General features: G+C 71.0%; 10 protein-coding genes. 9 read left to right on the plus strand and 1 reads right to left on the minus strand.

Annotated features, from left to right (window positions below):
* The first annotated feature begins 230 nt into the window (after positions 1–230).
* From WFH44_RS15355 to xdhC, 3 genes are read left to right on the plus strand one after another with little or no spacing between them, the layout of a single operon-like run.
* Positions 231–1,694 (plus strand): xanthine dehydrogenase small subunit, encoded by a 1,464-nt coding sequence (locus tag WFH44_RS15355; protein ID WP_336714789.1) that lies wholly within the window; start codon positions 231–233, stop codon positions 1,692–1,694.
* A complete protein-coding gene (gene xdhB / locus WFH44_RS15360; protein WP_336714790.1) occupies positions 1,691–4,066 on the plus strand; it encodes a xanthine dehydrogenase molybdopterin binding subunit in 2,376 nt (791 codons plus the stop codon). Before WFH44_RS15355 ends, xdhB begins: the two co-directional genes overlap by 4 nt.
* Before the next feature lie 2 nt (positions 4,067–4,068).
* Positions 4,069–4,911, plus strand: coding sequence for a xanthine dehydrogenase accessory protein XdhC (xdhC, locus tag WFH44_RS15365; RefSeq protein ID WP_336714791.1), 843 nt, complete (start codon positions 4,069–4,071; stop codon positions 4,909–4,911).
* 25 nt (positions 4,912–4,936) lie between these two features.
* Here the strand turns inward: xdhC and WFH44_RS15370 are convergent, their stop codons facing one another.
* Entirely contained in the window at positions 4,937–6,190 is a 1,254-nt protein-coding gene (locus WFH44_RS15370; protein ID WP_336714792.1) for an ammonium transporter, read from the minus strand.
* 329 nt (positions 6,191–6,519) lie between these two features.
* On the opposite strand from WFH44_RS15370, the gene glnT reads away from it, so the two are divergent.
* The 6 genes from glnT to WFH44_RS15400 all read left to right on the plus strand — a co-directional run bounded on the left by glnT (position 6,520) and on the right by WFH44_RS15400 (position 13,436).
* Positions 6,520–7,896 carry a type III glutamate--ammonia ligase gene (gene glnT / locus WFH44_RS15375; protein WP_336714793.1) on the plus strand — a complete coding sequence of 459 codons (1,377 nt, stop codon included), beginning with the start codon at positions 6,520–6,522 and terminating at the stop codon, positions 7,894–7,896.
* Positions 7,897–7,959: 63 nt separating this feature from the next.
* On the plus strand, positions 7,960–8,868 hold the full coding sequence (locus tag WFH44_RS15380; protein WP_336714794.1) for a glutamine amidotransferase: 909 nt from the start codon (positions 7,960–7,962) through the stop codon (positions 8,866–8,868).
* Between the two features lie 34 nt (positions 8,869–8,902).
* Positions 8,903–9,634 carry a protein glxC gene (locus tag WFH44_RS15385; RefSeq protein WP_336714795.1) on the plus strand — a complete coding sequence of 244 codons (732 nt, stop codon included), beginning with the start codon at positions 8,903–8,905 and terminating at the stop codon, positions 9,632–9,634.
* A gap of 9 nt (positions 9,635–9,643) precedes the next feature.
* Entirely contained in the window at positions 9,644–11,029 is a 1,386-nt protein-coding gene (locus WFH44_RS15390) for an FMN-binding glutamate synthase family protein (protein ID WP_336714796.1), read from the plus strand.
* Positions 11,029–12,186 carry an FAD-dependent oxidoreductase gene (locus WFH44_RS15395; protein ID WP_336714797.1) on the plus strand — a complete coding sequence of 386 codons (1,158 nt, stop codon included), beginning with the start codon at positions 11,029–11,031 and terminating at the stop codon, positions 12,184–12,186. The genes WFH44_RS15390 and WFH44_RS15395 overlap by 1 nt, the downstream gene beginning before the upstream one ends.
* Positions 12,183–13,436 (plus strand): allantoate amidohydrolase, encoded by a 1,254-nt coding sequence (locus WFH44_RS15400; protein ID WP_336714798.1) that lies wholly within the window; start codon positions 12,183–12,185, stop codon positions 13,434–13,436. The genes WFH44_RS15395 and WFH44_RS15400 overlap by 4 nt, the downstream gene beginning before the upstream one ends.
* Positions 13,437–13,468: the final 32 nt, after the last annotated feature.

Raw genomic sequence — 13,468 nt, forward strand, 5'->3', positions numbered from 1 at the left:
CTGCTCCGGCAGGAAGCTGCCGCACCTTGCCCAAGAGAACATCTTAGGCAACCGCCCGCCGGCCCCGATTCATTCCCGGCGCCGGCCCCGATTCATTCCCGGCGCCGGCCCCGGCGCGCTTTACCCCGCCCGGTCCTTGCGCCGGAAGCCGCAGGCTCTGGAGGTCCCGCAGGGCAGCCACTAGGCTCGGTCGGTAGGGACACATCCCTTTCGATGAGGAGCGTGAGGCGATGGAGCCGATCGACGTGACCGTCAACGGCCTGGCGCGCAGGTCCGCGGCAGGCCCGAACACCAGCCTGCTGGACTGGCTGCGAGGCGAGGGCCTGACCGGGGCCAAGGAGGGCTGCGCGGAGGGCGAGTGCGGGGCCTGCGCCGTGCTGGTCGCGCGGCCGGACGGCCCGGACCGGACCCGGTGGACGGCCATCAACTCCTGCCTGCCGCCGGCCCCGGCCTTCGACGGCGGGGAAATCGTCACGTCCGAGGGCCTCGGCACCGCCGCCGGAGTAGCCGCGGCCGAAGACCTGCACCCGGTGCAGCGCGAGATGGCGGACCGCGGCGGATCGCAGTGCGGCTACTGCACCCCGGGATTCGTCTGCGCCATGGCCGCCGAGTACTACCGGCCCGAACGGGAGGCCGCCGGCGGGGCCGGCGAACCGGAGCCGCACCACGGCCCCAACGGCTTCGACCTGCACGCCCTGAGCGGCAATCTGTGCCGCTGCACCGGCTACCGGCCCATCCGGGACGCGGCGTATGCCCTGGGCGATCCCGCGGAGGATGATCCGCTGGCCGCGCGCCGTGCCGCGGGGGCGCCCGCCGCCCGGCCGACGCGTTCCGCCGCCGGGGGCTCGGAATTCCTCCGCCCGGCGACCCTGGAGGAACTGCTCGACCGGCTCGAGCAGCAGCCGGACGCCCTGCTCGTCGCCGGCGCCACGGATATTGGCGTCGAGCGCAACCTCCGCCACGCGCGGCCGCCGCTGATCCTCGGCGTGGACCGGCTGGATGAGCTGCGCGGCCTCCACGAAGGCGCCGGATACGTGGAGATCGGCGCCGCCCTGACCCTCAGCGAGATCGAACGCGGGCTGGACGGGCGCGTCCCGCTGCTCGGCCGGCTCTTCCCGCAGTTCGCGTCCCGGCTGATCCGCAACAGTGCGACGCTGGGCGGCAACCTCGGGACCGCCTCGCCGATCGGGGACGCCGCCCCCGTCCTGCTGGCGCTCGACGCCACCCTGGTGCTCGCGTCGAAGCGGGGCGGGCGGGAGGTGGCGCTCGCCGACTACTTCACCGGCTACCGGCGGAGCGTCCGCGAGCCGGGCGAGATCATCCGGGCCGTCCGCATACCGCTTCCGCTGGCCGCCCGCACGGCATTCCACAAGATTTCCAAGCGCCGCTTCGACGACATCTCCTCCGTCGCCGTCGCGTTTGCGGCAAGGTACGACGGCGGAGTGGTCGCCGATGTGCGCATCGGCCTCGGCGGCGTGGCAGCGACGCCGATCCGCGCCCGGGCCGCGGAGGAGGCCCTGGCGGGCAAGGAGCCGACCCGGGAAGCCGTTGCCGCGGCCGCCGCCGCCATGGCGGGCGAAGGCACGCCGCTCGATGACCATCGGGCCAGCGCCCGGTACCGCACCGCCATGCTCGAACAGGCCATGCTGCGCTTCTGCGCCGAAAGCCTGCCGGACCCGGAGGCCGCCCGATGAAGTCGCTCGCCGAACGCCCCGTCAATCCCACGGTCGGCCTGACCGTTCCGCACGAGAGCGCCGCGCTGCACGTGACCGGGACGGCGCTCTACACGGACGACCTGGTGGGCCGCATGCCCGGGTGCCTGCACGCCTGGCCGGTCCAGGCGCCGCACGCGCACGCCCGCGTCACCGCCCTCCGCACGGAACCCGCGCTGGCCGTTCCCGGCGTCGTCCGCGTCCTGACCGCCGCGGACGTTCCCGGCACCAACGACGCCGGCACCAAGGAGGACGAGCCGCTCTTCCCGGCGGAGGTGATGTACTACGGCCACGCCGTCTGCTGGGTGCTGGGCGAGACGGCGGAGGCCGCGCGCCTGGGGGCCGCCGCCGTCGAGGCCGAGTATGAGGTGCTGCCCTCCCTGCTGACGCTCACCGAGGCGATCGAAGCCGGCAGCTTCCAGGGCCACCAGCCCACGCTGTCCCGCGGGGACGCCGCCGCCGCGCTCGACACCGCCCCGCGCCGCTTCGCCGGGACCTTCGAGCTAGGCGGCCAGGAGCACTTCTACCTCGAGACGCACGCCTCGCTGGCCTACGTGGACGAGGCCGGGCAGGTGTTCATCCACGCCTCCACGCAGCACCCGTCGGAGACCCAGGAGATCGCCGCCCACGTGCTCGGCCGCTCCAGCAGCGAGGTCACCGTCCAGTGCCTGCGCATGGGCGGGGGATTCGGCGGCAAGGAGATGCAGCCGCACGGGCTGGCCGCGGTGGCCGCGCTCGGCGCCGTGCTGACCGGCCGTCCGGTGCGGCTGCGGCTCAACCGCACGCAGGACATGACGATGACCGGCAAGCGGCACCCGTTCCACGCCGACTGGGAGGCGGGGTTCGACGACGACGGCCGCCTCCGCGCGCTGCGCGCCACCATCACGTCCGACGGCGGGTGGTGCCTGGACCTGTCCGAGCCGGTACTGGCCCGGGCGCTGTGCCACATCGACAACTCCTACTTCATCCCGGACATCGAGGTCCGCGGGCGCATCGCGAAGACCAACAAGACCTCGCAGACGGCGTTCCGCGGGTTCGGCGGCCCGCAGGGCATGCTCGTCATCGAGGACATCCTCGGCCGCTGCGCGCCGGCGCTGGGCATCGACCCGACCGAGCTGCGCCGCCGCAACCTGTACGAGACCGGGCAGAGCACGCCGTACGGCCAGCCGGTCCGGCACGCCGAGCGGCTGCTGGACATCTGGACCCGGCTCTCCGGGCTTGCCGACCTCGGAAACCGCGCCGCCGCCGTCGTCCGCTTTAATGACGCGCACGAACACACCAAGCGCGGAATCGCCATGACGCCGGTGAAGTTCGGCATCTCCTTTAATCTCACGGCCTTCAACCAGGCCGGCGCGCTCGTGCACGTCTACAAGGACGGCTCGGTGCTGATCAATCACGGCGGCACGGAGATGGGCCAGGGCCTGCACACCAAGATGCGCCAGGTCGCGGCGACGGCCCTCGGCATCCCGCTGAACGGGGTGCGGCTCGCGCCGACCCGCACCGACAAGGTCCCGAACACCTCCGCCACCGCGGCCAGCTCCGGGGCGGACCTCAACGGCGGGGCGGTGAAGAACGCCTGCGACCAGATCCGCGACCGGCTCGCCGAGGTCGCCGCCCGCAGGTTCAACATCCACCCCGACGACGTGCGCTTCGTGGACGGCCGCGTCACCGGGATCGGCTTCCACGACCAGGACCTGGCCTTCGCCGAGGTGGTCAACGACGCGTACTTCCAGCGCATCCCGCTGTTCGCCGCCGGCTACTACCGCACCGAGGGCCTCCACTGGGACGCCGCCCGGATGCAGGGCGAGCCCTTCAAGTACTTCTCCTACGGGGCCGCCGTCTCCGAGGTGGAGGTGGACGGCTTCACCGGCGCCTACCGGTTCCTGCGCACCGATATTGTGCACGACGTCGGCGACAGCCTTTCGCCGCTGGTGGACCTGGGGCAGATCGAGGGCGCGTTCGTCCAGGGGGCGGGCTGGCTCACGCTTGAGGAGCTGCGCTGGGACACCTCGGACGGGCCGGACCGGGGCAGGCTGGCGACGCAGGCCGCGAGCACCTACAAGCTGCCCAGCTTCTCCGAGATGCCGGACGTGCTCAACGTCCACCTCTACGAACGGGCCACCGAGAGCGGCGTGGTGTACGGCTCCAAGGCGGTGGGGGAGCCGCCCCTGATGCTCGCGTTCAGCGTGCGCGAGGCGCTGCGTTCGGCGGCCGCGGCCTTCGGGCCCGCGGACCGACCGCTCGAGCTGGCCAGTCCGGCCACGCCGGAGGCCGTGTTCTGGGCGCTCCAGGGGGCGCGGGACGCACTCAAGGAAACGACCGGGGATGCCGCCGCGGGAGTGAGGAGGCGGTAAGCATGGATTGGCTGGAGGCCGTGCGGAGCCTGCGCGAGGAGGGCAGGCCGGGCGTACTCGCCACCGTCGTTTCGGTGCGGGGCCATGCGCCGCGGGAGGCGGGGGCGAAGATGGTCGTCGCGCCTGACGCCACCTGGGACAGCATCGGCGGCGGCAATCTCGAGGCCGAGGTCATCGACCGCGCCCGCGCCATGATCGCCGGAGGGGCCGGGCTGCCCGAGACGCTGGCCTTCGCGCTCACCGAGCACGTTGCGAACCGCCACGGCCGGCAATGCTGCGGCGGCGAGGTGCAGGTGCTGCTGGAACCGCTGGCAGTGGAACCCGTCGTCGCCATCTTCGGGCTGGGCCACGTCGGCTACGAACTCGCCCGCATCCTCTCCCGGCTGCGCCTGCGCCTGCACCTGGTCGACAGCCGCGCCGCGCAGCTCGACCCGCTGCGGCTGGCGGACGTGACCGCCGGGCCCGCCGCCGTCGTCGTCCACCATGCCCCCGCCCCCGAGACAGTGCTCCGCTCCCTCCCGGCCGGTGCGCACGTGTACATCATGACCCACGACCACGCGGAGGACTTCCTGCTATGCGACGCCGCGCTGCACCGGGGCGACCTGGACGTCGGACTCATCGGGTCTGCCGCCAAGTGGGCGCGGTTCCGCAAGCGGCTGCTCGCGGAGGGGCACGGCGGCGTCGAGCGGATCCGCTGTCCGGTCGGCCTGCCAGGCATCGCGGACAAGGCACCGGCAGCCATCGCCGTGTCGATCGCCGCCGAATTGCTCGGGAGCCTGGACCGGTCCTCTGCCCGGTCCGGAAACCGGACGGAGGACCGGCTTCAGCCTGACGGCGGCGGGTAGCCGGGCCGCCGGCCCCTGGCCCGCGTCAGCGCCTGGCGGCGATGTTGAAGGAACCGAAGTGGTAGGCCGATTCGGCATGCTGGTGCTCGTCGATACCGTCCCGCTCGACCGTCTCCTCGACGCGGAAGCCGATGGCCCGGTGGATCGCCAGGCCGAGGATCGCGGTGACCGCAGCGGAGTAGGCCAGGGCGAAGACGGTGGAGACGACCTGCGCCCAGAGCTGTGCCGCGCCACCTCCGTAGAGCAGGCCGCCCGCACTGCCTTCCGACGGCAGTGCCAGGAAGCCGAGGGCGATGGTGCCAATGAACCCGGACACCAGGTGCACCGAGACGACGTCGAGCGAGTCGTCGTAGTTCAGCTTGTACTTCAGTCCGATGGCCAGCGCGGATGCGACGCCGGTGGCCAGGCCGATCAGTACGGCGCCGACCGCGTCGACATCGGCGCAGGCGGGGGAAATCGCGACGAGGCCGGCCACGATGGCCGAGGCGGCACCGAACGTCGTCGGACGTCCGTCGCGGATCTTCTCGGTCAGTAGCCAGGACAGCATCGCGGCCGCGGGGCAGACGATCGTGTTCAGGAGGATGGTGGCCGCCTGGACGTCGTCGGACGCGGCGCCGACGTTGAAGCCGAACCAGCCGACCCAGAGCAGGGCCGCGCCCAGCATGACCAGCGGCAGGTTGTGGGGGCGCTGCTCGGGATCCTTCCCAAAACCGTGGCGGACGCCCAGGATCAGGGCGAGCACCAGGGCGGCCATGCCCGCATTCATGTGGATGACGGTCCCGCCGGCGAAGTCGAGGGCCTCACCGGCCCACTGTCCGATCGTGCCCTCCGCGCTGAGCAGTCCGCCGCCCCACACGGCGTAGGCCATGGGCGCGTAGGCGAAGGTCACCCAGAGAGGCACGAACAGGCACCAGGCCCCGAACTTTGCGCGGTCGGCAATGGAACCGGAGATGATGGCGACCGTGACAATGGCGAAGGCCGCGTTGAAGGAGATGCCCAGCAGGGCGTCCGTGCCCTTCGAGGCGGCGGCGCCGAAGTCGGCGACCGGGTTGCCGAAGAGTTCGAAGAGGGCGCCATCGCTGGAGGCCATCGAGCTGCCCCAGAGCGTCCAGACGACGGCGACGATCCCCATGGATACGACGCTCATCATCAGCATGTTGAGGCTCGACTTGACCCGGGTCATGCCGGCGTAGAAGAACGCCAGGGCTGGGGTCATGAGAATGATCAGGGCGGTGGCCGTGATGGTCCACACGGCTCCGGCGGAGAGACCTTCGTCCATGGGATTTTTCCTTTGTTATCGGTAAGTCACTGGTAATGGGAGGAACGAGGGCGGTCCCATCGGCGCATTTCCCCAAGCCGATGTCCGCACATGAAACTTCGTTCACCGCTAATAAACCAGTCCGATGTTTCGACCGGCCTGCACGGTGTTTCGGGAACGTAAAAGGCTTCTGCTGGCCCGCGCCCGGGCGGGCTGCGCATCTGCCGGGGTCTTGGGGCGGCAGGAAACACAGCTTTTACATTCCGGTAGTTGCCCGGTAATCCCGCCGTGGGTAACTGGATTCAACACAGTTTCCTGACAGGTAACAGACCGGAACGATTGGACGAACGATGACCGCACTCATTTCCGAGGCCGGCACGGACCTCACCGGGCTCCCGCAGACGGCGGGATCCCCGCTGGCAGAACTGGTGGCTCTGCACGGCACCAGGTTCATACTTGCAACCTTCGTCGACATGAACGGCAAGCCGTGCGCGAAGCTGGTGCCGGTGTCCGCGCTGGCGGAGCTTGAAGCCGGAAAGCTCGGCTTCGCAGGCTATGCGGCCGGACTCATGGGACAGAAGCCACAGGACGGAGACCTCTGCGCGGTCCCCGATCCGGCCAGCTTCACCCCCCTCGACGCCGTCCGTCCCGGTCTTGCCCTGGTGCACTGCGATCCGCACGTGGACGGCAAGCCCTGGGCGTACGCGCCCCGCGTGATCCTGAAGCGGGCACTGGCGCGGCTCGCAGAGAAGAACATGACCGCCAAGGCCGGCGCCGAGGTCGAGTACTACCTGCTCACGAAGGGGGCGGACGGGGCGCTGGCCACCGCGGATGCCAAGGACGACGGCGCCCACCCCTGCTACGACGCCCGCGGCGTCACCCGGATGTACGAGCACCTCACCGAGGTTTCCGATGTCATGAACGGCCTGGGCTGGGGCAACTATGCCAACGACCACGAGGACGGCGCCGGCCAGTTCGAGCAGAACTTCGACTACGACGACGCCCTGGTGACGGCCGACCGCGTGGTGACCCTCCGGTACCTGCTGAACGTGCTCGCCGAGCAGCGCGGCATGGTGGCCAGCTTCATGCCGAAGCCGTTCACCAACCGCACCGGCAACGGGCTGCACTTCCACCTGTCGCTATGGAACGGCGGCGGCGAGGAAATGTTCCCGGCCGCGGGCGACGACCCGCACGGCCTCGGCTTTTCCGGGACGGCCTACAGCTTCCTCGCGGGCATCCTCGACCATGCTCCGGCGCTGCAGGCCTTCCTCGCCCCGACGGTCAACTCCTACAAGCGGACCGGGGCCACCACCACGGAGTCCGGCGCGACCTGGTCGACGAACAAGGCGTCCTACGGGGGCAACGACCGGACGCACATGATCCGAGTCCCGGACCCGCACCGTATCGAACTGCGCTCCGGCGACGGTTCCGCCAATCCCTACCTGGCCATCGCGGCCGTGATCGCCGCCGGCCTGGACGGGATCGACCGCGATCTGGACCCGGGCGCCCCGTGCGGCCCGGGGGAGCGCCGGTCCGGCGCCGCGACGCTGCCGCCCACGCTGCTGCATGCCGTGCAGTCGCTGCGCGAGGACCCCGTCATGCTGTCGGCCCTCAGCGGCTCCGAAGACGTGGGGCGGTACTACGCCGCAGCGAAGGAGAACGAGTTCTTCCAATGGCACAACGAGGTCACCGGCTGGGAAGTGGACCAGTACCTCACCGCCGTATGACCGCCGTCGTCCGCGACGGAACCTTCCAGTACACACACAGAACGACAGAAGAGGAACCACGCCATGTGCGGAATCGCCGCCCTGCAGCTGCGTAACCCGGAGCTGCGCCCGAAGATGGGCTCCCTGCTCTCCACCATGCTCTGCGAAATCGTCGACCGGGGGCCGGACTCCGCCGGCCTGGCCGTCTATGACAACCCGTCGCTGGTCACCGAGGGCCAGTCCACCCTCAGTCTCCTGGGCGGGGACCTCGGCATCCGTCCCGCGGACATCGACGATTTCCTGGCGGACCTGCTGCCGGAGGGAGCCGAGTCCCAGGTCAAGGTGGTCGGCGACACCACGCTGGTCTCCGCGGACGTGCCTGCCGGCGAGCTGGCCGGCGCCGTGGCCAAGGTCCGCCCGGATGCCGTCGTAGCGGGCAGGGGAGAGCGTGTCACGGTCTTGAAGAGCGTGGGCCACCCGATGGAGGTCGCGGAGCGCCACGGACTCGGCGGCATGTACGGCAGCCAGGCGGTCAGCCACACGCGCACGGCCACCGAGTCGGCCGTGACCGCAGGGGGATCGCACCCGTTCTCGGTGGCGGACGACCTCTGCCTGGTGCACAACGGATCCTTCTCCAACCATGCCTCGGTCCGCCGCGAGCTCAAGCGGCTCGGCGTGGAGTTCGACTCGGAGAACGACACCGAGGTCGGCGCCCGGTATATCGCCCACCGCCTGCAGCAGGGCGATGACCTCGAGACCGCGCTGGTCAACCTGGGCAAGGTGCTCGACGGGTTCTACACGCTCGTGGTCACCACCGCGGACAGCATGGCGGTGGTGCGGGACCCGATCGCCTGCAAGCCGGCCATCATCGCCGAGACGGACGACTGGGTCGCCATGGCGTCCGAGTTCCGCGCGCTCGCCGAACTGCCCGGGATCGAGCACGCCCGCATCTTCGAACCCGAACCCGGCAAGGTCTACACCTGGTCGCTTTGAGCGCCGCCGCCCCCACAACACAAGGAGTTCCAACGTGACCACCACCCTCGACAGCCTCCCCGCCCAGAGCCCGGCACGGACCGAGGAGCAGGCCCGGGTCTTCGACCTCAAGCTCGACGACGTGCGCACCCTGAACCAGGCCATCCATGAGGCGTCCGACGGCGAGTCCTTCGCCGTCGAACACCCCGGCGGCAAGCACAGCCTCGCCGTCGGCATCAACGCCGCGATCGACGTGGAGATCAACGGCCACGCCGGCTACTACTCCGCGGGCATGAACCAAGGGGGCCGCGTCACAATCGTCGGCAATGCCGGAGTCGGCGTCGCCGAAAACATGATGTCGGGGACGGTCCATGTCACCGGCGACGCCTCGCAGTCGGCCGGTGCCACGGCCCACGGCGGGCTGCTGGTCATCGACGGCAATGCCGCCGCGCGCTGCGGCATCTCGATGAAGGGCGTGGACATCGTGGTCGGCGGCAGCATCGGCCACATGTCGGCCTTCATGGCCCAGGCCGGGCGGCTGGTGGTCTGCGGCGATGCCGGCGACGCCCTCGGCGACTCCATCTACGAGGCCCGCATCTACGTCAAGGGCAAGGTCGCCTCGCTCGGCGCCGACTGCATCGCCAAGGAGATGCGGCCCGAGCACCTCGTCGAGCTCGGGGAGCTCCTCCGCGCCGCCGGCCGCGACGACGATCCGGCCGACTTCACCCGCTACGGCTCCGCCCGTACCCTCTACAACTTCCACGTCGACAACTCCAGCGCCTACTAGGAGACAGCCATGACCCTCACCGCAACCACCCAGTCCCCGGCCGCCGCCGCGCCGTCCGCGGCTGCTTCCTCCCGGGCCGCGCAGGGCCTCCGCGAGTCCGCCACCTTCGACCGAGCCACCATCGCGGACATCCAGCGCGCTGCCGAAACCGGCATCTACGACATCCGCGGCTGGGGCGCCAAGCGGCACGTCCCGCACTTCGATGACCTGCTCTTCCTCGGAGCTTCCATGTCCCGCTACCCGCTGGAGGGCTACCGCGAAAAGTGCGGTACCGACGTCGTCCTCGGCGACCGCTATGCCTCGAAACCGCTGCACCTCGACACCGTCGTGACCATCGCGGGCATGAGCTTCGGCGCCCTTTCAGCGAACGCCAAGGAGGCCCTGGGCCGCGGCGCCAGCGAGGTGGGTACCTCCACCACCACGGGCGACGGCGGCATGACGCCGGAGGAGCGCGGCCAGTCCAAAAACCTCGTCTACCAGTACCTGCCCTCCCGCTACGGGATGAACCCGGACGACCTGCGCAAGGCCGACGCGATCGAGGTGGTCCTCGGCCAGGGCGCCAAGCCGGGCGGCGGCGGAATGCTGCTGGGGCAGAAGATCACCGAGCGAGTGGCCGGGATGCGCACGCTGCCCGTGGGTATCGACCAGCGCTCGGCCTGCCGGCACCCGGACTGGACGGGGCCGGACGACCTGGAGATCAAGATCGCCGAACTGCGCGAGATCACCGACTGGGAGAAGCCCATCTACGTGAAGATCGGCGCCTCCCGCCCGTACTACGACACCGCCCTGGCGGTGAAGGCCGGCGCGGACGTGGTCGTGGTCGACGGCATGCAGGGCGGAACCGCTGCCACGCAGCAGGTGTTCATCGAGAACGTCGGCATCCCCACGCTGGCGGCCATCCCGCAGGCGGTGCAGGCCCTTCAGGAACTGGGCATGCACCGCAAGGTGCAGCTGATCGTCTCCGGCGGCATCCGCACCGGCGCCGATGTGGCCAAGGCGATGGCCCTCGGTGCCGATGCGGTGGCGATCGGCACTGCCGCGCTGATCGCGCTCGGCGACAACAGCCCGCGCTATGCGGACGAGTACGCCCGGCTCGGCTCGGCCGCCGGCTACTACGACGACTTCCAGGACGGCCGGGATCCCGCCGGCATCTCCACCCAGGACCCGGAGCTGGCCAAGCGGCTTGACCCGGTGGCAGGCGGGCGGCGGATCGCCAACTACCTCCGCGTGCTGACCATGGAGGCGCAGACCATCGCCCGCGCCTGCGGCAAGGCGCACCTGCGCAACCTGGAACCGGAGGACCTCGTGGCGCTGACCATGGAGTCGGCGGCCATGGCGCGGGTGCCGCTGGCCGGCACCTCGTGGATTCCCGGCGCGGGCGGGGCGGGGTCCTGATGTCCGCGGAGGCCTTCGACTACGTGGTGGTCGGCGCCGGACTGGCCGGCGCCGCCGCGGCTTGGCAGCTTGCCGCGCGCGGCCATCAGGTCGCCGTCGTCGAGCGGTCCGTGCCGGCCAACCACGCCGGCAGCTCGCACGGCTCGGCGCGGATCTTCCGCTACGCATACCCGGACGCTGGCTATGCCGCCATGGTGAAGGAATCGCTGGCTGGCTGGGAGGAGCTTTCCGAGCTGGCGGGACAGCCCCTCATCACGCCGACCGGCTGCGTCGACTACGGCCAGGAGCGGGAACCGCGCGCCCTCGCCGACGTGCTCGCCGGCGCCGGCATCGGGCACGAGCTGCTGTCTGCTGAGGAGGCCCGCGGCCGCTGGCCCCAGTTCGCGTTCGACACGGAGGTGCTCTGGCACCAAGGCGCCGGGGTGATCGACGCCCACGAGACAGTCCACACCATCGTGCGGGCCGCCGTCGGACAGGGAGCCCGGCTCTTCCAGGACTGGACGCTGACTACGGCACGGCGCTCGGGTGCGCGCTACCTGCTGACCAATGACCGCGGCGAGCAGGTGGAAGCAGGGCATCTCGTGGTGGCCGCAGGCGGCTGGCTGCCGGGGCTGCTCGGCGGCCTCGACCTGGCGCCGGCGTTCCTGGCTTCGCTGCCGGCCTTCACCGTGATGCAGGAGACGGCCTTCCATTTCCCCTACCGTGAGCAGCCGCAGCAGGGGACCCCCTGGCCCACGTTCATCCACAAACGGCCGGGCATCCAGACCTATGGGTTGCCGGGCGGCCGGGACGCGGACTTCCGGGGCCAGAAGCTGGCCGAATTCAACGGCGGCAAGCCCATCCCCGACGCCTCCGCCCAGGACGGCCTGATCGACCCGGCGCACCGCGACCGGATCATTGAGTACGTCAAGCGGTATGTGCCGGGCCTCGTCCCGGAGCCCTATGCGGAGACGACGTGCCTGTTCACCAATACGCCCAACGAGGACTTCGTCATCGACACCGCCGACGGCGTCACCGTCCTCTCGCCCTGCAGCGGCCACGGGGCGAAGTTTGCGCCGCTGCTGGGCAGTTTGGCGGCGGACCTCGCGACAGGATCGGGCGGGGTGCCGGAACGGTTCCGTCCATCGCGGGCGGCGGCCTCGGGAGGGTCGGCGTGAGCGCGGCGCCGGGGGCGGTGCCAACGACGGCGGGGACCGGCGTCGCAGGTCTGCTCGCCGGAATCGCGGCCACGGGCAGGGACGCCGGCCGCAGCGGCTACAGCCGGGCCGTGTATTCCACGGCTGAACAGGAGCTGCGCGAGTGGTTCCTCGACGAGGCGCGGCACCGCGGACTGGACACCGAGACGGACCGCAACGGCGTGCTCTGGGCCTGGTGGGACACGGGCAGCGGGACGCGGCAGGACGCCGTCGTCACCGGCAGCCACCTGGACTCGGTCCCGGGCGGCGGTGCCTTCGACGGGCCGCTCGGCGTGGCTTCTGCGCTCGCCGCCGTCGACCACCTCCGCAGCCGCGGCATGGCCCCGCGGCGGCCCATCGCACTCGCGGTCTTCCCGGAGGAAGAGGGATCCCGCTTCGGGGTGGCCTGCCTGGGCTCCCGCCTGCTGACCGGTGCCATCGACCCGGACAAGGCCCGGAACCTGCGCGACCCGGACGGCAACACCTTCGCCGACGTCGCCGCGGCGGCCGGCCTCGATCCACGCTTCGTGGGGCCGGATCCTGAAGCCGTCGCCCGGATAGGGGCCTTCGTCGAACTCCACGTGGAACAGGGCAGGGGGCTTGTCGACCTTGACCGTCCGGTCGCCGTTGGCTCGTCCATCCTCGGGCACGGCCGCTGGCGCCTGACCGTGGCGGGACAGGGCAACCACGCGGGTACCACCCTCATGGAGGACCGGCGGGATCCGATGGTCGCCGCGGCCGCGATGGTCCAGGCTGTCCGCGACGCGGCCCTCCGGCATCCCGGGGCCCGGGCCACCGTGGGACGGATCGAACCGGTCCCGGGCGGCACCAACGTCATCGCGTCCTCGGTCAACCTGTGGATCGACGTGCGCCACCAGGACGACGCGGTGACCGCCGCCGTCGTCGAACGCATCCATGCGGAGGCGATCCGCGCCGCCGCGGCCGAAGGCTGCACCGTGAAGCTCAGCGAGGAATCGCTGAGCCCAACCGTCCACTTCGATCCCGCGCTCCGAGGGCGCGTCGGAAAGCTGCTGCCGGACGCGCCGGTCCTCGAGACGGGTGCGGGCCACGACGCGGGTGTGCTGGCGGCCCGTCTTCCGACGGCCATGCTGTTCGTCCGTAACCCGACGGGGATCTCGCATTCCCCCGAAGAGCATGTAGAGGACGACGACGCGGAGGCGGGGGCGCTGGCTCTGGCAAACGTGCTCCAGGGACTGGCGGAACGGGAATGATGCAGGGGCGGACGGGGCGGGACAGGGCGGCT

Origin of the sequence: Arthrobacter sp. USHLN218 (assembly GCF_037144715.1) — a bacterium.
In the GTDB taxonomy this organism is placed as follows: Bacteria; Actinomycetota; Actinomycetes; order Actinomycetales; family Micrococcaceae; genus Crystallibacter.

Excerpts from the sequence above, each read along its gene's own strand:
- WFH44_RS15355 (WP_336714789.1), top strand. The coding sequence starts at position 231 with ATGGAGCCGATCGACGTGACCGTCAACGGCCTGGCGCGCAGGTCCGCG.
- xdhB (WP_336714790.1), top strand. The coding sequence starts at position 1,691 with ATGAAGTCGCTCGCCGAACGCCCCGTCAATCCCACGGTCGGCCTGACC.
- xdhC (WP_336714791.1), top strand. The coding sequence starts at position 4,069 with ATGGATTGGCTGGAGGCCGTGCGGAGCCTGCGCGAGGAGGGCAGGCCG.
- WFH44_RS15370 (WP_336714792.1), bottom strand. The coding sequence starts at position 6,190 with ATGGACGAAGGTCTCTCCGCCGGAGCCGTGTGGACCATCACGGCCACC.
- glnT (WP_336714793.1), top strand. The coding sequence starts at position 6,520 with ATGACCGCACTCATTTCCGAGGCCGGCACGGACCTCACCGGGCTCCCG.
- WFH44_RS15380 (WP_336714794.1), top strand. The coding sequence starts at position 7,960 with ATGTGCGGAATCGCCGCCCTGCAGCTGCGTAACCCGGAGCTGCGCCCG.
- WFH44_RS15390 (WP_336714796.1), top strand. The coding sequence starts at position 9,644 with ATGACCCTCACCGCAACCACCCAGTCCCCGGCCGCCGCCGCGCCGTCC.
- WFH44_RS15395 (WP_336714797.1), top strand. The coding sequence starts at position 11,029 with ATGTCCGCGGAGGCCTTCGACTACGTGGTGGTCGGCGCCGGACTGGCC.